20 protein-coding genes are annotated in these 21554 nt (G+C 43.6%); all 20 read right to left on the bottom strand.

Features of this window, described 5'->3' with window-relative positions; all coding sequences use genetic code 11:
* Positions 1 to 2859 (bottom strand): InlB B-repeat-containing protein (locus tag HNQ43_RS02465; protein ID WP_183374434.1); only part of this gene is annotated, 2859 nt, incomplete at its 3' end.
* 257 nt (positions 2860 to 3116) lie between these two features.
* The gene (gene purH, locus HNQ43_RS02460; protein WP_183374432.1) at positions 3117 to 4649 is read right to left on the bottom strand and encodes a bifunctional phosphoribosylaminoimidazolecarboxamide formyltransferase/IMP cyclohydrolase; all 1533 of its coding nucleotides are present in this window, start codon (positions 4647 to 4649) and stop codon (positions 3117 to 3119) included.
* On the bottom strand, positions 4646 to 5236 hold the full coding sequence (purN, locus tag HNQ43_RS02455) for a phosphoribosylglycinamide formyltransferase (RefSeq protein WP_183374431.1): 591 nt from the start codon (positions 5234 to 5236) through the stop codon (positions 4646 to 4648). The genes purH and purN overlap by 4 nt, the downstream gene beginning before the upstream one ends.
* Positions 5230 to 6255 (bottom strand): phosphoribosylformylglycinamidine cyclo-ligase, encoded by a 1026-nt coding sequence (gene purM / locus HNQ43_RS02450; protein WP_183374430.1) that lies wholly within the window; start codon positions 6253 to 6255, stop codon positions 5230 to 5232. Before purM ends, purN begins: the two co-directional genes overlap by 7 nt.
* A 14-nt stretch (positions 6256 to 6269) precedes the next feature.
* A complete protein-coding gene (locus HNQ43_RS02445; RefSeq protein ID WP_183374429.1) occupies positions 6270 to 9962 on the bottom strand; it encodes a phosphoribosylformylglycinamidine synthase in 3693 nt (1230 codons plus the stop codon).
* A gap of 9 nt (positions 9963 to 9971) precedes the next feature.
* Positions 9972 to 10466, bottom strand: coding sequence for a 5-(carboxyamino)imidazole ribonucleotide mutase (gene purE / locus HNQ43_RS02440; RefSeq protein WP_183374446.1), 495 nt, complete (start codon positions 10464 to 10466; stop codon positions 9972 to 9974).
* A 178-nt stretch (positions 10467 to 10644) separates the two neighbouring features.
* Positions 10645 to 11337 (bottom strand): gamma-glutamyl-gamma-aminobutyrate hydrolase family protein, encoded by a 693-nt coding sequence (locus HNQ43_RS02435; RefSeq protein ID WP_183374428.1) that lies wholly within the window; start codon positions 11335 to 11337, stop codon positions 10645 to 10647.
* A gap of 82 nt (positions 11338 to 11419) precedes the next feature.
* Positions 11420 to 11917 (bottom strand): hypothetical protein, encoded by a 498-nt coding sequence (locus tag HNQ43_RS02430; RefSeq protein WP_183374427.1) that lies wholly within the window; start codon positions 11915 to 11917, stop codon positions 11420 to 11422.
* Between the two features lie 3 nt (positions 11918 to 11920).
* Positions 11921 to 12457 (bottom strand): ankyrin repeat domain-containing protein, encoded by a 537-nt coding sequence (locus HNQ43_RS02425; RefSeq protein WP_183374426.1) that lies wholly within the window; start codon positions 12455 to 12457, stop codon positions 11921 to 11923.
* Positions 12435 to 12824: a Rossmann-fold NAD(P)-binding domain-containing protein gene (locus tag HNQ43_RS02420; RefSeq protein WP_183374425.1), complete on the bottom strand. Its 390-nt coding sequence runs from the start codon at positions 12822 to 12824 to the stop codon at positions 12435 to 12437. Before HNQ43_RS02420 ends, HNQ43_RS02425 begins: the two co-directional genes overlap by 23 nt.
* Positions 12797 to 13597, bottom strand: coding sequence for a hypothetical protein (locus HNQ43_RS02415; RefSeq protein WP_183374423.1), 801 nt, complete (start codon positions 13595 to 13597; stop codon positions 12797 to 12799). The genes HNQ43_RS02420 and HNQ43_RS02415 overlap by 28 nt, the downstream gene beginning before the upstream one ends.
* Positions 13594 to 14253 carry a hypothetical protein gene (locus HNQ43_RS02410; protein WP_183374421.1) on the bottom strand — a complete coding sequence of 220 codons (660 nt, stop codon included), beginning with the start codon at positions 14251 to 14253 and terminating at the stop codon, positions 13594 to 13596. The genes HNQ43_RS02415 and HNQ43_RS02410 overlap by 4 nt, the downstream gene beginning before the upstream one ends.
* Positions 14254 to 14258: 5 nt before the next feature.
* Positions 14259 to 15383 carry a DUF5104 domain-containing protein gene (locus HNQ43_RS02405; RefSeq protein ID WP_183374419.1) on the bottom strand — a complete coding sequence of 375 codons (1125 nt, stop codon included), beginning with the start codon at positions 15381 to 15383 and terminating at the stop codon, positions 14259 to 14261.
* A 17-nt stretch (positions 15384 to 15400) separates the two neighbouring features.
* Positions 15401 to 16684 (bottom strand): hypothetical protein, encoded by a 1284-nt coding sequence (locus HNQ43_RS02400; protein WP_183374417.1) that lies wholly within the window; start codon positions 16682 to 16684, stop codon positions 15401 to 15403.
* Positions 16685 to 16717: 33 nt separating this feature from the next.
* Complete coding sequence (locus HNQ43_RS02395) at positions 16718 to 18070, bottom strand: ATP-binding protein (RefSeq protein ID WP_221247978.1); 1353 nt, start codon at positions 18068 to 18070, stop codon at positions 16718 to 16720.
* A gap of 30 nt (positions 18071 to 18100) precedes the next feature.
* Positions 18101 to 18250: a hypothetical protein gene (locus tag HNQ43_RS02390; protein WP_183374416.1), complete on the bottom strand. Its 150-nt coding sequence runs from the start codon at positions 18248 to 18250 to the stop codon at positions 18101 to 18103.
* A complete protein-coding gene (gene rsmI, locus HNQ43_RS02385) occupies positions 18225 to 19073 on the bottom strand; it encodes a 16S rRNA (cytidine(1402)-2'-O)-methyltransferase (RefSeq protein ID WP_183374414.1) in 849 nt (282 codons plus the stop codon). The genes HNQ43_RS02390 and rsmI overlap by 26 nt, the downstream gene beginning before the upstream one ends.
* Positions 19045 to 19911: a regulatory iron-sulfur-containing complex subunit RicT gene (gene ricT / locus HNQ43_RS02380; RefSeq protein ID WP_183374412.1), complete on the bottom strand. Its 867-nt coding sequence runs from the start codon at positions 19909 to 19911 to the stop codon at positions 19045 to 19047. The genes rsmI and ricT overlap by 29 nt, the downstream gene beginning before the upstream one ends.
* Complete coding sequence (locus HNQ43_RS02375) at positions 19908 to 20840, bottom strand: hypothetical protein (RefSeq protein ID WP_183374410.1); 933 nt, start codon at positions 20838 to 20840, stop codon at positions 19908 to 19910. The genes ricT and HNQ43_RS02375 overlap by 4 nt, the downstream gene beginning before the upstream one ends.
* Positions 20833 to 21465, bottom strand: a complete 633-nt coding sequence (tmk, locus tag HNQ43_RS02370) for a dTMP kinase (RefSeq protein WP_183374408.1) — start codon at positions 21463 to 21465, stop codon at positions 20833 to 20835. Before tmk ends, HNQ43_RS02375 begins: the two co-directional genes overlap by 8 nt.
* Between the last annotated feature and the right edge of the window lie 89 nt (positions 21466 to 21554).

Below are 21554 nucleotides of genomic sequence, written 5' to 3'. Positions count from 1 at the left end.
TTCCGTTCCCGTCAGGATATGGGTATATTCGGCTTTTCCGTCTAATGTTCCATTTCCTTTTACGGTATAAGTGACATCAAACCATTGCGTTTCATCTTCTTCAAAATTTGCTACATAGGTATGATCCGCTGTGACAGTTTCTGGGAATTCTTCCACTTTCTTACCGTTTTCATACCATCCAACAAATTTATAGCCTGTGTTCGGTACTGGTGTAGGTGCCGCTACTTCACTCCATTCCGTTCCCGTCAGGATATGGGTATATTCGGCTTTTCCGTCTAATGTTCCATTTCCTTTTACGGTATAAGTGACATCAAACCATTGCGTTTCATCTTCTACAAATCTTGCATAATAGGCTTCAGCAACCCATCCATCTTTAGGTTTATCTGGAATAAATTTTTCGTCCGTCCAAATTGGATTCCCTTCACATTTTTCGTTATCAAACCATCCAACAAACTTATAACCTGTGTTTGCTTTTGCTGTAGCGCCTTGGGCTGTTCCAGTCTCGGGATTTAGCGATTCATTGTGAATATCTTTGTTTTCAACTGTCCCTTCTCCAATTGCTTTATATGTTATTGTCACACTATTTTTTTCTTCCCATATAGCGTACAACGTCACGTTATTACTCGGCATTGTAAAACTATCTGTTCCGCCACTCTTATAGATAGGATCCGTTGCTTCTTCATTTGTATCCCATCCTAAAAAGTTATAACCAGGTTTTATTGGTGTAACAGTAAAATCAACCTGTACATTATCTTCTGCATAATGCTGAGTGGCTCTAGGAACATTGGATTGACCTCCATTAGAATCATATCTTACCCAATATTTTTCTTTTGATTTAATTACACCATCTACATGATAATGACCTCCACTCTTTTTTATTACATACCATTCTATAACATCAGTTTTTGGATTATACTCTACATTTGTACCGTGTGTTCTATTATAGTTATCAATTGCTCTAAGAATTGTTTCATTTGATGGCACTTCGCCTAAATTTGCTGATACCAGTTCAGAATCATTTGTGATTGAAACTGAATGACGAATTGTTCCTTGCATTCCAGAGCCACAACCACCCGGCAAATAACCTACTCCACCACCACCTATATCTGCATCTGGCTCATACGGAATCTCTCCATCAGTTCTGATAAAGTATTCTGCGAAAACACTCTCATCACCTTCATTTTCTAACCAAACCGCATACAGTGTAGTATCTTCCTTCAAAAAGTCTTCTGTATTTTCTTTAGCATCATCTGGATAAGATTGCCCTGGGCCAAATGTCATTGCGTTTGAATTATCTCCCGCATCAGTGGACCATCCTACAAAAGTATAACCTTCACGAGTAAATCCTAAATCATCAGCTGTTGGCAACGAAATAGCACCTAACGTTGTTCTTCTAACTACTGGATTTCCTTGTCCGCCGTTAGCATGGAAAGTTACTTCATACTCAAATTCATCACTAACCTCAATATAAAAACGACTTGTTATGGAATGCCATGAATATTTTACAATAGCAGTCCCTTCAGCTCTACCGGCAATTTTTACACTTGGATTACTGCGACGACTACCAGAAGATTTATTTGATAATTCAATAAACTCCGATCCCTTTTCGATGGCCCAAGATCCACCATAAGGTATATTTTGTTCCTCTACTGTAATACTTTCGTTCTTTTTCAGTTTAAAAGTATTATTTTCGGACTGACCATCTCCAGTTCCATGATTCTTTTCAGATCCAGTCACTACATAGATAGAGAAACCACTGGCACTAAACATAGAAGTGTTGGCTACAGTTGTTTCAGATACCTTTTCAACTGCCTGACTGTCATCGATATGGAATATGCTCTTCGTTTCACCAGATACCTGTGCGCCTGTAATAGAGACCTGCACATTCTTTTCTGGTTGGATCTCATTTCCATCTTTGTCCAAGATTGTAATGTCATAAGCTTTGTAGTCAGTCAGAGTCTGATTCTCTTCGTTCAATACAGCTTCCACTGTCTGTGCAACAGAATCCGATTCCACTGATTCCACCTGTACACTTGAACCCTCTGGTAAAGATCCTTCTGGTACCATGACCGTTACGATTGCTCCATCGCTTGCTACAGCAGACAGAGTCATTTCCGGCATGTCTACCTCTTCCTTTGGTTCTTCTTCTACTGGCTCTTCAGTCTCCTCATCCTTGGTGTCTGCTTCTTCTGAGTCATCCTCAGAGTCTTCCTCACCCTGCTGAGAATCTTCTGTTGTGTTTGTGTTGTTTCCCTCAGCCGGTTGGGTCTCTCCCTCTTTTGGATTCGCTCTGTAGACCAGTTGTAATTCAGTTACATTCTTGGTCAATGTGAATTCTACACTGTTCGCATTGTAGTCCTTCGTACTATCGTTCTTATCTTTGATGTCTACCAGTGTATATCCTTCGATATTGGTATCGACACTAACTTCTGCAAGACTGATTGGTTGACCTACAGTTTTCCCCGTAAGTGCGATAGGATCCACCGTCTTCAGTGTATTTCCTTCTTCATCCTTGAACTCCAGCTTCAAAGTGGATGCAGCTTCTTCTTGTTCTTGCGGCTGCTCTTCTTCATTCACTGGTGTCTGTCCCTGAGCCGGATCTGAATCTTGTGATTCTTGTTCTGAAGCCGTGTCTTCTGCCGGTGTTTGCGCTGGATCTGTTGTGTCTGTTTCCGCTTCCGGCGCAGGCTCTGTGCTTTCTGTTGGCTCAGCTGGGGTTTGTGACTGATCCGCCGGTGTCTGTTCTGCAGTCTCTGGTGTTGTAGTTTCCGCATATGCATAGAAATCATTCACACAGAACTGGAATGCCATAGTCAATGAGACAACGACGGCCGCAAACCGCTTCCAATGCTTTGACATACATACTCCTCCTTTTCCTTAAATCTATATGTACATGCATCTTATGCCATGTTATAAAGTGGTTATAATTTGACATAAAAGTTATAAAGCAGTTATCTTTTGTAGTAAAAAAATAAATGCTCAGAGAAATAATACTTTATAAAATGGGCCTGTCACAATCTGTGGCAGATATTGTGAACCTATCTTACACATAATTTTAACATAATTCATTTTCTGTACAAGAAAAAAGACCAGTTAAGACTGGTCTCTGTTCCATATTAATGTTTAAAATGACGGATTCCGGTATAAACCATCGCAATACCATGCTCATTGCAGACATCGATGCTGTCCTGGTCACGGATAGAGCCCCCCGGCTGGATGATTGCCGTAACACCGGCTTTGATTGCTTCTTCTACAGTGTCCGGCATCGGGAAAAAGGCATCGCTGGCCATAACCGAACCCTGGGCTTTTTCTCCCGCTTGTTCGATGGCAATCTTAGCCGAACCAACACGGTTCATCTGGCCAGCCCCTACTCCAATGGTCATATTATCTTTGACTAAGACGATCGCATTGGATTTCACATGTTTTACGACCTTCCAGCCAAACAATAACTGTTTGATCTCTTCCGGCGTTGGTTTGCGATTCGTCACACAGCGCAGATCCTCTTCTTTGATCTGGTGCTGATCCATTTCCTGTACCAACAACCCATCGTTGACATTGGTATATTTCAAAGCCGTATTGACAGATAATGTCGTATCGAGCTGCATCAGACGAATGTTTTTCTTTCTTGTTAAGATTTCTAAAGCTTCATCGCTGAATTCAGGCGCAATGATGATCTCCAAGAAGATCTTCGAAAGCTTTTCTGCCAAGCTGGCCTCGACTTTTCCGTTAAAAGCCACGATACCGCCAAAGATGCTGACCGGATCTGCTTCATACGCCTTATCCCAAGCCGCTTCAATAGAATCACCGATACCGACTCCACACGGATTCATATGTTTCAAACCAACGGCAGCACACTGTCCCTCAAAATCCTTTAAGATCTCGATTGCAGCATTGCCATCTTGGATATTGTTATAGGAAAGCTCTTTTCCATGCAGCTGTTTGGCATTCGCCAACGAATACTGCGGATTCATTCCTTTATAGAAAGCCGCTTTCTGATGCGGATTTTCTCCATAGCGAAGATCCTGCACCTTATCAAAAGTAATCGTCAGACTTTCCGGGAATTCATTGTTCGTTTTCTTTGTCAGATAATCCGCGATCATCGCATCATAGCGAGCCGTATGACGGAAAACCTTGGCCGCCAACAATTCTCTTGTTTCCGGCGTCGTATCCCCATGCTCCTTGATTTCTTCTAATACCTTTTCATAGTCTTTCGGATCACAGACAACCGTTACGCTCTTATAATTTTTCGATGCACTTCGCAACATGCTCGGCCCGCCGATATCAATATTTTCAATGATCTCTTCATGGCTGACACTCGGTTTTTGCACCGTTTCTTTGAATGGATATAAATTGACACAGACCAAGTCAATATATTCGATGCCCAATTCTTTTAACTGCGCCACATGACTTGGATTATCTCTTACACAAAGAAGCGCACCATGCACTTTCGGATGCAACGTCTTAACGCGCCCATCCATGATTTCCGGGAATCCCGTCACATCACTGATCCCGATCGGAGAAAGTCCAGCCTCTTCCAAAGCCTTTTTTGTTCCTCCGGTTGAAATGATCTCAAACCCCTGTTCAACCAATCCTTTGACAAATTCCACCAATCCGGTTTTATCGGATACACTCACTAACGCTCTTTTCATATAATGCGCACTCTTCCTTTCTCAATCTTGATCTTGCCTTGACAATAATAAGAAACCACCATCGGTAAAATCCTGTGTTCGACCTCCAGCACTCTTTGTTGGATAGCACCGGCATCATCCAAATCCGCAATCGATACCGCTTCCTGATAAATAATAGGACCGCCATCGACTTCCTCCGATACAAAGTGTACGGTCGCGCCGCTTACTTTGACACCCTTTTTTAACGCCGCCTCATGCACATGTAGTCCATACATTCCCGGCCCGCAAAAAGACGGAATCAAAGAAGGATGGATATTGATGATCTTATTGGGATAAGCCTGGATCAATTCTTTTCCTAAAATAGCCAAGTATCCAGCCAAGACAATAAAATCGATTCTTTCTTCCCGCAGTTTTTCCAACAATTCTTTTTGATCCTTGATCACAGCCGTTGAAATTCCTGCCTTCTTCGCCCTTTCTAAACCATAAGCACTTTCGCGATTCGAAACGACCAGCGCCATCTCACAATCGATCTCATTTCTTTGATGTGCATCGATAATCGACTGCAGATCCGTACCGCCCCCGGAAATCAGAACGGCAAGTCTTAACATAGCTCGACTCCTTTTTCGCCCAAAACGATCTTTCCTACGACATAACAAGCATCCCCCGCTGCTTCAATGGCCTTCATAGCCGTTTTTACATCACTAGGATCCAAGGCAATCACCATGCCCAGACCCATATTGAAGGTGTTATACATCATCGTTTCTTCGACATTTCCTTTTTGAGCGATCAGATCAAAGATCTTTGGAATCGGATAACTGTTCTTTTCAATGATCGCTTTCGCATTTTCCGGCAACATTCTAGGAACATTTTCATAGAAACCGCCACCAGTGATATGCGAACAACCCTTGATGGTTACGCCCGCTTGTTTAACATTCTTCAGCGCTTTGACATAGATGCGCGTAGGCGCGATCAGTGCTTCACCCAATGTTTTTTCTAATTCATCATAATACGTATTCAAAGATTCTTCGCTCATTTCAAAGACCGAACGCACCAGGCTAAAGCCATTGGAATGCACACCGCTCGAGGCAATTCCCACCAAGACATCGCCCTCTTTGATCCCGGAGCCATCGATCAGATCTTTTTTGTCCACGACTCCAACCGCAAACCCGGCCAAGTCATATTCATCCACCGGCATCAGCCCCGGATGCTCAGCCGTCTCTCCGCCAATCAGAGCACATTCACTCTGTTTACATCCTTGTGCAACTCCGCTGACGATCGTTGCGATCTTTTCCGGAATGTTCTTTCCACAAGCGATATAATCCAAAAAGAACAAAGGTTCACCGCCTGCACAGGCAATATCATTGACACACATGGCCACTGCATCGATTCCGATCGTATCGTGTTTATCCATCACAAACGCCAATTTGACCTTGGTTCCGCAGCCATCCGTTCCCGATAATAACACCGGTTCCTCCATCTCTTTGATCTTGGACAAATCAAAAGCACCGGCAAAACCGCCCAAGCCACCCAAAACCTCTGGGCGCATGGTTTCCTTCACGTGTTTTTTCATCAATTCCACAGAACGGTAACCCGCTTCAATATCGACTCCCGCTTTTTTATAATCCATCTTTGATCTCTCCTTTATTTATGCGTAAAGAAACGCACTCCATTGGCAAAGATATCTTGATCTTTATCCCCGGCGATATTCTGGAACAAGCCCTCTTCATAACGTTCGCTATGTCCCATCTTACCGAAGATATGACCATCTTCACTCAAGATTCCCTCAATGGCCATGGTCGAACCATTGATATTATCTAAACCATCCATTGTCGGCAAACCGATCTCATTGACATATTGCGTAGCGACTTGTCCGTTTTCAATCAATTGTTTCACGACCTTGTCGTTGGCGACAAATTTACCTTCCCCATGACTCATGGCAACACTGTAAAGATGCCCCGGTTCCATCGAAGAAAGCCACGGTGACCGATTCGAAGTGATGCGCGTACGTGCAATATGCGAAACATGCCGGTTGATATTGTTTCTGAATAAAGTCGGACTCGAAGCATCCAGTTTTTCAATATCTCCATATGGCAACAAGCCCGACTTGATCAAAGCCTGGAATCCATTACAAATTCCCAAGATCAGCCCTTCATGAGAACGCATTTCCTGGATCGCCGCCCAGATCTTCGGATTGCGCAAAGCGTTGGCAATAAATTTACCTGAACCATCTGGTTCATCTCCGCTGGAGAAGCCACCGACTAACATCAGGATCTGCGCTTTCGAAATCTCGTTTGCCAGCGTATCAATGCTTTGTTGAAGATTTTCTACCGTTAAGTTGTTGATAACAACTTGACGCACCTGGGCTCCGGCCCGTTCAAATTTCTGTGCCGTGTCATATTCACAGTTCTGTCCCGGGAAGACCGGAATCACGACAACCGGTTTTTCAACAACCACTTCTGACTGTACCGGCTCGGCCTTTGTCAACGGAGTCGAAAGAACCTCGCCCCCCAGATCTGTGCGCACCGGATAAATATCGTTATAGCGCTCCATCCAAGCCGACAACGCTTCCTCTACCGTAACACATTCTTGATTCAAGACGATCTTGGAAGTGTCATTAGTGATTCCTAACAAAGTGAAATGCGGATCCTGGATCGTTTCCGTTGTTTCCACAACCAGCGAACCAATGCCAAATCCATAGAGATCTTCCGTTGTATCAATGGCAACGCCATATTTATTTCCAAAAGCCATCTTGGCAACGGCATAACCGATACCGCCAAACTTCACGGCACTGGCAGCCACGATCTTGCCTTCCTGCATATAACGATGCACCGTTTCAAAATTATCTTTTAACTGTTCATAGTCCGGCAAATGATTTTCTTTTGGTGTGTGTTTGATCAGATAGACATAATTGGCCGGCTGCTTGAACGAAGCCGAAACAATATCGTTTGTCTTGGCCGTCGTTACCGCAAACGTGATCAATGTCGGCGGAACATGAATATCTTTATACGTTCCGGACATGCTGTCTTTTCCCCCGATACTTGGAGTTTCAAAAGCCATCTGAGCATCGATCAGACCCAGCAGCGCCTGCATCGGATTTCCCCATTTAGCAGCATCTTTTCCTAAATGCTCAAAATATTCCTGATTGGACAGACGACAAGTCTTATAATCCGCACCCAAAGCCGTGATCTTGGCCAACGCTTCAACGACCGAATAGCTGGCCCCCAGATATGGGGAATACTTCGTCAGTTTAGGATCATATCCATACGTCATCAAAGAACAAGTATTCGTCATGCCATGTACCGGCAATTTCTGTACAGAGCCTTCTTCCGGCGTCAACTGATAGAAACCGCCAAAAGGCATCAATACCGTTGATTTCCCAATCGATGCATCAAACATCTCACTCAAGCCAATCTGACAAGCTACATTGGGATCCTTCAATGTTTCAACAAGTGTCGTTTCACTTTTTTCAAACGGCTGATCCGCATATGTGCTGTCTACTACTTCCACACGCTGATGCTGACGAACCCCGTTGGTATCTAAGAAAGCGCGAGACATATCAACGATCGTGCGTCCTCGAAAACGCATCACCAGACGATTGGTATCCGTTACTTGAGCCACTTTGATCGCCTCTAAGTTTTCTTTGTGCGCTTCGGCCTTGAATTTTTCAAAATCCTCAGCTGCAATCAGACAAGCCATGCGTTCCTGTGATTCACTGATGGCAAGTTCTGTCCCATCCAATCCCTGGTATTTCACAGGAACCGCATCCAGATCGATATCCAGTCCATCAGCCAGTTCTCCGACCGCAACACTGACACCGCCAGCTCCAAAATCATTAGCCTTTTTGATCAGCTTCGTGCAAGCCGGATTTCTGAACAAGCGCTGCAGCTTACGTTCTATCAAGGCATTGCCCTTTTGTACTTCGCTAGAACATTTCTCCAAAGAAGTTTCATTATGTTCCTTGCTCGATCCGGTGGCACCTCCGATACCATCACGGCCAGTGGCACCTCCAATCAAGACAATGATATCGCCCGGCAGCGGTTTTTCCCGTTTTACATGACTCTTTGGTGCTGCTCCGACTACTGCACCGACTTCCATACGTTTGGCGACATAGCCTTCATCAAAGATCTCTTCGACAAATGTCGTTGCCAGACCAATCTGATTTCCATAGCTGGAATAACCATGGGCCGCCGTTTTTGAGATCTTAGACTGCGGCAATTTATGTTCCATCGTCTGATCGATCGGTTTTGTGATATCGCCGGCTCCCGTGATACGCATTGCCTGATACACATAGCTGCGCCCCGATAACGGGTCACGAATCGCTCCCCCGATACAAGTAGAAGCTCCCCCAAATGGTTCGATTTCCGTCGGGTGATTATGTGTTTCATTTTTAAACATCAAAAGCCAGTTCTCATCTTTTCCATCGACATCCACCTTGATCTCGATAGAGCACGCGTTGATTTCATCGCTGATTTCCAAGTCTTCCAGTTTACCGTGCTTGCGTAAATATTTACCAGCGATCGTCGCCATATCCATCAATGTTTTTTCTTTGCGGTTTCCATGCACTTCTTCGCGCATTTGACAATACCGCGCATACGATTCCTGCAGCTGTTCCTGTAATGTAGATAATTTAAAATCCACTGAATCCAAAACTGTTTCAAAAGTCGTATGACGACAATGATCGGACCAATACGTATCCAGAACTTTTAATTCCGTCATTGTACAGTCGCGTTTTTCTTCATCGCGAAAATACGCCTGCACATGTTCAATATCCTCAAAGCTCATTGCCAATCCTTCTTTTTGGCGCAAAGCTTCCAAATCTTCTTTCGATAATGTCGTAAACCCTTCCAATACCGGAACAGGCGTTACTTCCACATCCTGATCATTTTCCAAAACACTCAAATCCTTAACGCGAGCTTCCACCGGATTGACCAGATAATGTGTGATCTGATCCAGTTTTTCTGGGCTCAAACTGCCTTCAAACACCAACAGTGTTCCCGAATGGATCTGTACAGTCTGCTTGTTGTTGAGAAGCATCAGACACTGCATCGCGCTGTCTGCTCTTTGATCGTATTGTCCCGGCAAATATTCATAAGCCAAATACGTCCTGCCCTCTAAATCCACGGCATCTAAGACCTCATCAGTCACGATCTCACTGCAGACATTGGTCTTCAACAACTCAATATCCTTCGTATCCGCATCAAAGATATCGTAGATGTTGTATTGTACCAGGCCAAAATCGTCCCCCAGCCCTAAAGACTGTTTCAGCTCATTGCACAGAGACCGGCTTTCTACTTGAAACTGTTCTTTTTTTCTAACGAATAAGCGTGTGTTCATCTTTTTCTCCTACTCTACTACAGAATCTGCCAATACTTTTTCAGCCTGCGCCTTTTTAAAATCAACGATTTTTTGTTGAAGATCCGGATCTGCCAGCCCCATCATCTGACAAGCCAAAATCGCTGCATTACGAGCACCGGCTTTGCCAATGGCAACCGTAGCGACAGGTACTCCCTGCGGCATCTGCACTGTAGACAACAAAGAATCCAATCCTCCTAATGCGCTGGTCTGGATCGGAATTCCAATGACCGGTAATGGGGTTGAACTTGCCAGCACTCCCGCCAAATGAGCAGCTCCTCCGGCAGCGGCAATAATTACCTGAATTCCGTTATCCACGGCATTCTTGCTTAATTCGATCACTTCGTTAGGCGTGCGATGTGCACTCAATACACGAACCGAATAATCCACTCCAAAATCATCCAGCTGCTTCATGCAGCCTTCCATGCTGGGAAGATCACTGCGTGATCCCATCACGATCAAAACACGTTTTTTCATACCTGTCATCCTCTCTTTCATTAAAAAAAGCGTCCCATCTAGGCACGCTTAAAACAGTCCATGTTCTTCAGTTTTGTAAATCTTCTTAAGACCATAAGTAAGACCTCCAAAAAAACTTCCTGCACCGCTATTTTACATGAAGTTTCAGAACAATACAATGTGCATTTTTTATTTCCCTTTGCACATTTTAATGATTCACCAGCCATTCAAACAACCGCTTCATCAAAGGATCGATTTCCCGCATCAATTCCGGATGCCACTGCACCCCTATCAGATTTGGCCCAGATATTCCTTCAATCACACCATCCGGAGCAAAAGCTTCAGCTTTCAAACCTTCTGCCAATGCATCGATCGCCTGATGATGAAGACTGTTGACCAAAAGCGAATCCACTTCGAAAAGCTTATTAAAATCACCATCAGCCTCCAGTTTTACACTGTGAACGATATTACCATCATAATCAAAGGAATGGTCGATCCCGGATCGGGCCGGAATGTCTTGGATCAAAGTACCGCCCAAGGCAATATTGACCATCTGCATCCCTCGGCAAATTCCCAAGATCGGCTTATGGCTTTCCAGAGCCAATTTTACAAATTCCAACAAACATACGTCGACCTCATAATCAAAGGTCCCGCAACGCTGCGGCATAGCTCCATATAAAACAGGCGCAATGTCCATGCCTCCCGTCAACAGAAAGCCGTCGCACATGGAAACATACTGTTCCATTTCCCATCTTGATAAAACACAAGGAATCAAGACCGGTAAAGCGCCCGTTTCCTGGATGGACTGAACGTAACTTGTATTGACACTCGTCTTTTTATTTCCGCAAAGCGAAGGATCCACCATGATCATCTGTGACGTTGTGATTCCAATCTTTTTCATTTCCATTCCTCATTTCAATTTGTCGCTTTTATTTCTTTAGGAAAAAAATTTAGCATAAAACCAAAAATAAATCTACTTCTTTTCAATCCACCTTCACGATCCGCCTCGTATGTTTATAGTACTCGACCCTTACGGTTTGACCCTGTTGCAGCCTGCCATAGTCTTCGCCCGAAATTTCTAATCGAAGAGTTTCATCCTCATTATCAGAACCAGTCAGATAATAATGGTGCGAAAAAATTCCCGTATGTGCCAAAGATTCGCTGACTTGTATATCCGTTAATTCAACCGTTTGCGAACCTGACGACAAATCAAGCACCAGATCCTTAGAAAACCAGAGCGCTAAAGCAAAACACACGATAACAACGCCTGCTCCCAGAGCCTTTCTGGAAGCCGACAGCAAAGTCCTGTTTCGCACCACCCGCATGACCAGATAAGCACAAACGATCCATATAACTGATAGATCACAAAATTCATCCAGCAGTACCAGTTCTCCTGTTTTCGGCAGAAGCAGACCAGCCGCAATCACGATCAATACAAGAATCACGAGCAGGATCTCAACTTTATTAATTTTTTTCATCATCTTCTAGAATGTATTCTTTCCTTCCATCAAAGGAATCAAATCCTTTCTCCACGAAAATTCCCGGGCATAATCTAAACACGTTTTGCCAAAGCTGTCTTTTTCATGGATATGGGAACCGTGATCCATCAAAACTTGAACTACCGGCAAGATTGCCTCGGTCGGTTGTTTTACGACAGTGATCGCATATTGCAGCGGTATGGCGCCATATTTATCTTTTTGGTTGATATCCACCCCGGCATCCATCAGAAGCTGCGTTACTTTGTACATATACTGCGGCTGGGGCCGAAGTACCGAAAAATAAAAGATATGCAGCGCATTTCTTTGATCCTTGGGACTGAGAAAGTTGACATCGGCTCCCTCATCGATCAAAAATTGAATCATTTTGATTTTTTCATCTGGGCAACGATCATTGACAACAGCCAATTGAAGCAAACTCATCCCTGCATACTTATTGAACAAATTCGGATTTCCGGAATAAAAATCCATAAAGTCAAAGTAAGTTCCATCTCTTACGGCATCAAAAATGTTTGTGATCCTCATCGTTTTCGCTCCAATCTTGTTCAATAACCTTATCATCTATTTCCTGCAGAACCCTTTCTGTATCAAAATGCGATTCAATGATATTTTTCAAGAATTCCTGTTCTACCATTCTGTCATTCTCATACAAGTTGATTTGTGCCCCTTTTTTCCGCAGTTCTTCAATCAGATCGTTCATTTGCCGCAGTCCGTCTATATTTTCGATGGGGCATGTATCCACATAACCATTGTTGTTTAAGCGTTCTCTGATTTCAGAAAGAGAACCGTTCCGCATTTTTTTGATCACCGGAATATATTTCATTGTATTGCCATCTTTCAAGACCTTAAACTTTATTTCACTCATCATGGATTCTCCCGCTCTGTTTTCCATTGTTCCATTTTCTTTCTTGTCTTTGCGTTCCACCATGCACTTTCATCAACCTTTTTCAAATAAGACGGCATTCTCGTGATACATTTTTCCCGCAGTTCCTGCGCATCTTCTATAAGATCCATAAGAACCTCGCTTTGTCTTTGCGGTTCTTTTTCTTTCAGATATTCTGTATAAACTTCCTTACATATCCCGCAGAGTTCTTCTGTCTTTATTCTGCCGGCCTGCCCCGGAAAAATGCGGTAACAAGACCAGAGATAGGCGTTCAGTTCCCGGATTTTCGGAGCACTGACCTGCACCCCCAGATCAATTTTAACCACATCCCCCGTTACATATAGGAAAATCACCGGGGTCGTATCCCGATTCATGATATTGCCGGTGACTTCAGCCCCTCCCCCAATGACCAGTTCTTTCGGAACATATCTTCCATGGATCCGAAGCCAGTGCGCGCTTTCGGCAAAATCGATCCGCTGCAGCGGCTCTGTGATTGTTTCAAAATTTTCGTGTTCAATCAGCGCCTCTTGTTCCTTTTTCGCAAGGTATTGATTTAAAGCGGGCAGACTATGATATGTGGTTCTATAGTATTTGAACAAGCGCGGCAGTGTGAGGACAGCGCCCGCCAGCGCAAGAACACACGCTGCCATCGATGGAAGATTCTTCGGGTGCGCTACGATTCCGGCAACCCCGGCAAGCCCCATCAAGCCCCACGCACACAGAGCCAGATTTTTCTTGATCGGGTATCCTCTTTGCCATTCTGTTTTTCTTAATTGTTTCATAGCTTCCCTTTAAGACCGGCTGACAGGTTTCGGATTTTATCGATTTCAAAGAGTGCAGGATTTTGATAATCCGTTGTTTCGTCAACAAAACAGCGCACCATGCTGGTCCAGTCAACGTCAGGAAGCTCATCGATCGTATCGCAAGACTGGATCTGCACCATCACATCCATTATTTTTTTCGCACTTTTTGCGACACGATCATCCAAACGAAGAATCTGGTTCACTTTCTCGCAATGTTGTTTTATTTTTTCTAAATCTAGCCACTCCATAAAAATTTCACTGGCATCGACTCCTGTCTTTGCGGAACAGATACTTTCATATTTATATTTTGCGTCCATTGTACCGCTTTTACAGTCATAGATCATTTTTAATTCGGTAGGAACCGGTTTTCCATAGCGAGTGCATATTGGGTTGAACTTCTCCAGATCCGATTGTCCAAGATCTAGAAAATCCCATATCGCATCTGTATCCGTTACGATCTGATTTGTGGTTTTGATCTTGCCGTCAATGTTGAAAAATGCATTAAAAGAAAGACTGTGTTCTTCGATAGATCCATAGGCATAAATCTTGTCGGCCCTGTTTTCCGCAAATTCGATACATAAGGAAATAATTTGTATCTGCACCTCTAGAAATTCATCTTCAAAACTTTTGTTCATAGTATCTACTCTCCTGACAGAAGCAAATCTCTTACTTTTGCATACTCCTCTGGCAGCACCTGTGAAAGTAAACCAGACGCCTTTACACGAAACAGAGTTCCATCATCATATTCTACAACCAGCACCATGGATTGAGGATCTGCGAGATTCTCTTTTTCCGTTTTGGATTCCCAGCTGAAAACGCCGTACTCATCCAGTGCCTGAACGATCTTCTGTCCGTTTGTATAATATCCGCCCTGTGTCTGATACAGATTCTCAAAGAGATCCACATCAGAAGCTTGATATCGTTTTTCGCCTAATAAATCATAATAGACACATTCTGTGCTTGTATTCTTATTTTCCATAAAGGCGATGGCGATGACATTCTCGGTAAAATCCGATGACCGGTTTTCGATGTCGTCCTCCAGAAGATCGCTGACATCCAGTGACCTGCCTTTGTATTCTGGTTCATATTCTTCCAGAAGCAAAGGGATATTGAGGGTATCCACATCTTTTTCGGTGATGTCAAAATCTTGAATAAACTCTTCGAGATCGATGCCGCGAACCTGTTCTTCTGTCAGCCCCGCCTTTTGGATCATCTCTTCTGGAGAAAGCAGTCTTCGTTCTAAGAACGTCTCTTCCTTGCCTTCTGACACATAGATCCCCGGCTTCTGATCCAAACTCCAAAGGAAATCCTCTTCATTAAATGTTTCTTCCGTAGTGATCTCTACTGCGGTTAGTCCTTCTTTCTCTGGTTCTTCTCTGTCAAAAGGAATATAAACATAGGCGATTTTGTATTGTGCATGATCGGTAGTAACGGAATACTGTCCTCTCAATTCTCGCCAGACGATTTTTCCATATTCACTTTTTTGATGTGAACTCGCATTTCCTTTCCAGTCTTCACATTCTCCTTGAAAAAAATCCAGGAAATCTTCTGCCTGCTCCGTTAAATTGAATGTACTCTCCTTGGTATATTGCGAAAATAATCCGGTCAGTGCCTGGGCATCTTCCTTTTCTGCGCAGTCGATGATGTTTTCGATCATTTCATCTGCCAATTCTTCATCGGACCGAAACTCATTGGATGATCCGGCACACCCGCTCAGGCCACATATTAAGGTGCAACATACCATTAGTGATAAAAGTTTCCGCATGGTGCTTCTCCTCTTGGTTAATTCACTGTCACTTTTCCGCTGCCCGAGATGGCGCACTCTGCCTCTTTGGTATAGATATCTTCCCGAAGCATATCCTCGTAATTCGATCGGTCGATCGATTGCCATGCTTCGGACTTTGCCATGCGCAAATAGATCCCGGCCGGTACGCCCTGACAGTTTTCTGTAAGCCAATCCGGTACCGCCTCTAGAAAGGTTTCATACTCTTCTGCACACAGATCGTCATTCATAAAAATATATGTCACGGCAGAAACTTGATTCAAAACCGATCCTTCTTTTGCCTCGCCGCTCTTCACTTCGGTATAAATCTTTATTCCTTCAGAAGGCAGAACCTGCTGCGCAAAGGATTGAACCTGTTCTTCATAAGCAGGACGAGTCAGAATGGATCCGTAATCATCTTCATACTGGTAAAGCCCATTTTCATACGTGCGATACACAGTGACAACATCGGATTCATCCCCCTGTTCCGGATAAACTTTCAGATGCTCCTGCTCGGTCGCATCCCCTGGCGCATAGGACAGGTAATGGAATGACTGTCCGTATTTTCCTTCGATCCAATCCATCATCTGCCCCACAGAAGTGACAACCCCTTTCTGAGTATCCGTCAATTCTTCATAAGGTCCGCTAAGGCCTGTCATGGCCATGACTTCTGCTTGTTTTGTTTGGAGCCATGCCCCGTCATCATAGCTGGCCTTCCATTCATCCGGCCCGAAAGTCATACTTCCCTCTGGAAATGTCGTTTCACCGATCGTCAGCCCGGTATGACAGTTCGTGATCTTTGCCTGTACATTCCAGTTCGGATCTTTCGTCTCCAGGATCCCGATCAAAACGTCCGAGGTCGTGATCGTCAGCAGCATCTTCGCCTGCAGAACACCGTCAATATTTTCATCGTAATGATAGACGAAACGGCTGTGATCCTTGTCTGTCTCCACATAATATCCCTGTTCTTCTTCCGTCATTTTTTCTAGCACATCGTCAATGGAATCTGAGTACATTTCTATGAGCTCTTCTTTTTGGGACGGAGTCACTCCCAGGATCAGATCATTTCCATCCCGCTCTACGCTGTAACAATACTCGCTGAACTCTTCAAAGTTATCGTCGATATCAGAGTTTGCGAACTCAAATATCGAAGCCGGTATGGTAATCTCTTCCAAATTTTTCGGTTGATCCCCCTCGACCGGTTCCGGGTTCGGGTCTGCTGCCGGAGCGTTCGCACATGCACTGCAGACCAGTACTGCGGCAACCATCGCCGCATCTAACACATACTTATACCACTTCTTCATGATCATCCCTCGCAAACGACTATATATCTTATTTTATCGAAGTTTTGAAAGATCAGGAACATAAATCGTATCTTCTCTTTCTTTCTTTTTTTTGATAAACATGACCATATAGACTGGTAAATAGATCTTTCGATCTTGCACCTGTATATTGTCATTATTCAATATATATGCTTTTTCGATCTGTAAAGATGGATCCTGCAGCATATTGGTCAAAGCACTGTGTCGTTTATAATCTTTCCCGCTCTTGACCTCAATGGGAACCACCTGATCTTCTTGTTCGATCAAAAAATCAACTTCTCCCCGCTTCTTATTGTTGTGGTAAAACAACGGAAAACCGTGAGCTGTGAGTTCTTGAGCAACAACCGATTCATATATGGCTCCGAAATTTACATTTGTCTCCCCATTCAAAATTTTGATCACCGTTTCTCCATACAATTTACTGCATAACAAACCGACATCGCATAAAAACAGTTTGAACAGAGTCCTTTCTTTGCTGGCCAACAACGGGTATACCGGATTATCCACATTGTACGTAAACAATCCAACACCGCTGTTGATCAACCAGACAAACGAACTGTCATATTGATAAAATCGTGCATTCTGATTCAACTCTTTTAAAATAAATCGCTTGTTCTGAGCATTTAATTCACTGGGGATCAGTTTGTAAATATCTTCGATCAAAAGCTTTTCTTCTTTATCATATTTAGAAATATCCATTTGATAGTTTTGATCTATATCTGCCAAGATACTTTGTACTCTGGCAATATTATGGGAATTCACAAATTCTTGTACCGCCTCGGGCATTCCCCCAATGATCAAATAGAGATTAAACAGCTCCAACATCTGTTTATGGATTTGCACATCCACTGTTTCTCGGGTTTCAAAACAAGTTTCCAAATAAGAAATAATGTTTGGATTTACTCCGTTTGCCAGGGAAAATTCTTCAAAATCCAACGGATACATCTGCACCACCGACATATATCCAATCGGGATCGATTGTACATCTTTCATTTTGATCCCCAACAAAGAACCAGAAACCACATAGCGATATCTCTGGTCCTTTACGAGATATTTGATCGGTGTGATCGCATCCTTTGCTTCCTGTGCCTCATCGATAAAAATAATTGTTTTTCCTGGATTTAACGGCTTAGAAGAAAGAGCCGAGAGCCGAAGCAATAATTGATCCGCATTGGAAGATGTGTTAAACGCATCTAAAACATTTTTATCTTTAATCAAATCAAAACATACAAATTCTTGATTTTGTGCTTTCAAAAATTGAAGAACTATCGTTGATTTCCCCACTTGTCTGGCGCCATCGATCAAAATCGCTTTTTTACTACTGTCTAGCCAAGACTTCAGCTCACACTCAATTTTTCTGTACAACATCGTTCATCACCGTCTTTATGATAACACGTTTTAATCTAAAATTGCATTTTTCCACCCTGTTTTGACCCCAAAAGTTGCATTTTTCCACCCCGTTTTAGTGTCAAAAAATGCATTTTTCCATCCCTCAACAAAAAAAGATCCTGCTTTCGCAAGATCAAGATTGTTTATGATACGCTTCATACAGTTCATTTTTCGAACCATTCATCTTTTGTGCCACTTGTTTGATGGCCTCTTTGGTTTTCACGCCTTCCTCGACCAGAGCCTGGACTTGTTTGAGCGCCTCTTCCAGATCAAAGGATTTTGTTTCTGATTTCTTTCCTTCGATCAAAACAACCATTTCCCCTTTGAGAGAAGAAGCAATCTCCAAGACCTCCTGGATCGATCCTCGCAGATATTCCTCATAGATTTTCGTCAGTTCTCTGGCCAGCACAATATTTCGATTGCCCAAGATGTCCAGACAATCCTGCAGCATGTCTTCGATTCGGTGCGGTGCTTCATAAAAGATCATCGTATATGGAAAATCCTTGAGTTCTTCCAGCTGTTTTTTTCGCCGGCTGCTTTTGTGGTCAAGAAAGCCATAAAACAAGTAATGCTCAGTCGATAAACCGCTGGCAACCAAGGCATTGGTCGCCGCATTGGCCCCCGATAAAGAAACGACATTGAAATCTTTCTCGATGACTTCTTTGACAAGCCGCTGTCCCGGATCGGAAACTAACGGATATCCGGCATCACTGACAACAGCCACTTGTTTGCCCTGCTCGAGAAGATGTAAGATCTCAGGGATGCTGGCGGCCTGGTTGTGTTCATGATGCGAGATCAGCGGCTTTTGGATCCCATACGCCTGACAAAGCTTATGCGTATTTCGGGTATCTTCGGCCGCGATCACATCGACCTGGTTTAAGATCTCCAAGGCCCGCGGTGTCATCTCCTGCAGATTGCCGATCGGTGTAGGCACTAAATAGAGAGTCGGCTGGTTATTTTGAAAGCTTTTTTGTCTTCTCATTCTTTTTGTTCCTATCTGGCCACAGTTCATCAAAAGATACAAAGCGAACTTCTTCTTTGTTTTCAAGCTTGGCTTGTTTTTGAAGCACATTCATCGCCGTGATCTTATAGCGAGACTCTTCAAACGTGATCTGCGAATTGATCTTCGGCAGCCCTTCGCGTAAGCGTGTGTATTCTTCATTCTCATAACGCAGGCAGCACATCAGCTTTCCGCATTGTCCGCTCAGTTTCTGGATGTTCAAAGCCAGCAGCTGGTTTTTTGCCATATTGATGGAGACGGCTTCAAAATCACTTAAAAACCGAGAACAGCAAGTTTCCATCCCGCAATTTCCCAGACCGCCAACCATTTTAGCTTTATTTCTTGGCCCCACTTGTCTTAATTCGATGCGACAATGTAAATGACTGGCAAGATCTTTTAAAAGCTGACGGAAATCAACGCGTTCATCACTGACATAAGTAAAGATGACCTTCGAGCGATCCAGCGTGTATTCCCCGCTGATCAAGTGCATATCCAAGCCGAGATCGGCAATGCACTCATGGCAGATCTTCATCGCATTTTTAGCTTTTTCAACATTGTCCTTTTTCTGCATCACATCGTATTCTGTCGCCAGACGAATCACGGGTTTGATCGATCCTTTGACTTCATCTGAATCAAAAGGCTGACTGTCCAGACAAACTTGCCCCAATTCTTTGCCGCGGACTGTCTCCACGACAACATGATCTCCTTGTTTATATGACAGATTGGATCCAAATGTATATGCCTTTTTGGATCCCTCAAATTGCACATAGACGATATATTTATATTCACGATTCTCGTTTGATTTTTCTTGGTTTTTCAAGAAATCACGACCTTTCTTATCTGATTATATATTTTATCTAAAAACAAGGCGAGTTCAACCGGCCGCTGTATTTGATCTGCCGATTCAATCAAGATCTCGCGAATCGCCACTTGTTTTTGTAGAGAAATCTTTCTTTCTCCTTTTTGAAAATAGAAAAGCACCCAATCTAAAAACCAGAGGATTTTTTCCTTGGTCATGCGATTGCCTTTCGGCACAAAGACATTTCTTTGCATATACAAGATCTTCGGCATCTGTTCACAATGCATCACGTAATCTTTGGCTTCGCGATGAATGAATTCAAAATCATCATCGGCCAAAGCCGCCTGCGCCTTTTCGATTGTATACCCGTGATGCGCCAGCATGCTTGCACTTTCCGGATCGGTCCACTCTAAAAACTGTGTTTCCAATCGTTTCGAAGAAGCTGGACGAAACGGGATCCATTGGCAACGCGACTGGATCGTCGGCAATACATTGGATTTTTCATCCGCACTTAAAATCGCAAAAATGCCCGGTGCCGGTTCTTCCAGAAATTTTAACAGAGAGTTCGCCGCATCGGGGGTCGCATGATCAAACTGTTCCAGAAAATAGATCCTTCGGTTTGCTCTTTCCACGCTGGTCGATTCAAAGAATTCCTGGAGTTCCAAGATCTCCTTTTTTTTGATTCGTGCCTGGTCGCCATGGATCCAGCGAAAATCAATAGCTTCTTCTTTTTGGATCCTCTGACATGCCGAACACGCCTGACAGGCAAAGCCATCTTCATCTGTATGTTCACAAACTAAACTTTGCGCCAGCAGTAAAGCTGTCTTTGTCTTTGGAGCCCCTTTGGGCCCGGTCAATAAAACCGCATGGGCCAGACGATCTTGTTTCAAAGCGTTCGACAACGTACGATAAACAACCGGCTGCTCTTTTTTCAGCTGTTCTTTATCCATGCGCTTCTATTCCTTTCAGCACAGTTTTTACACAAGATTCCAAAACCGTTTGCGGATCCGGTTCCGCATCGATCACTTGGATCCTTTCCGGAAACTTCTGAATTAGAAGGTCATAGCCTTCCCGTACTTTTTGATGAAATGAATCTTGTTCCCGATCCAGACGATTTTTTTCTCCGCGAATATTCATACGTTTTTGCCCGGTCTCGATGGACACCTTTAAAAATAGAGTCAGCTGCGGCATACAGTTCTCGATCGCAAACTGGTTGATCTTCCAAACTTCTTCCAATCCCAGCTCTCGGGCAACGCCTTGATAAGCTAAGCTGGAATCCACAAAGCGATCACAGAGAACGATCTTGTTTTCTTCAAGAGCCGGTATCACGATCTGTTTGAGATGTTGACGGCGGCTGGCCGCAAACAACAAAGCTTCTGTGCGGGCATCCATGCTCTCTTGCGTATCATTCAATAAAATATCTCGGATTTTTTCCGCAATCTTTGAACCTCCCGGTTCTCTAGTATAAACGGCTTCATAGCCGCGTCTTTCTAATTCTTTTTTTAAACCTAAGGCCACGGTTGTCTTGCCGGCTCCGTCGTTTCCTTCTAGTGTTATAAAAAAACCATGCTTCATATCTATCACCAATCGCAAGCATTATACCATAATCCATTGTCTTTCCGAGAAAGAAAGAATTATAATACTTTTGGGAAAGAAGGAATTTT

This window comes from Faecalicoccus acidiformans (assembly GCF_014202635.1).
GTDB classification, from domain to species: domain Bacteria; phylum Bacillota_I; class Bacilli_A; order Erysipelotrichales; family Erysipelotrichaceae; genus Faecalicoccus; species Faecalicoccus acidiformans.
This window is presented reverse-complemented; position numbering and strand designations above follow the sequence as displayed.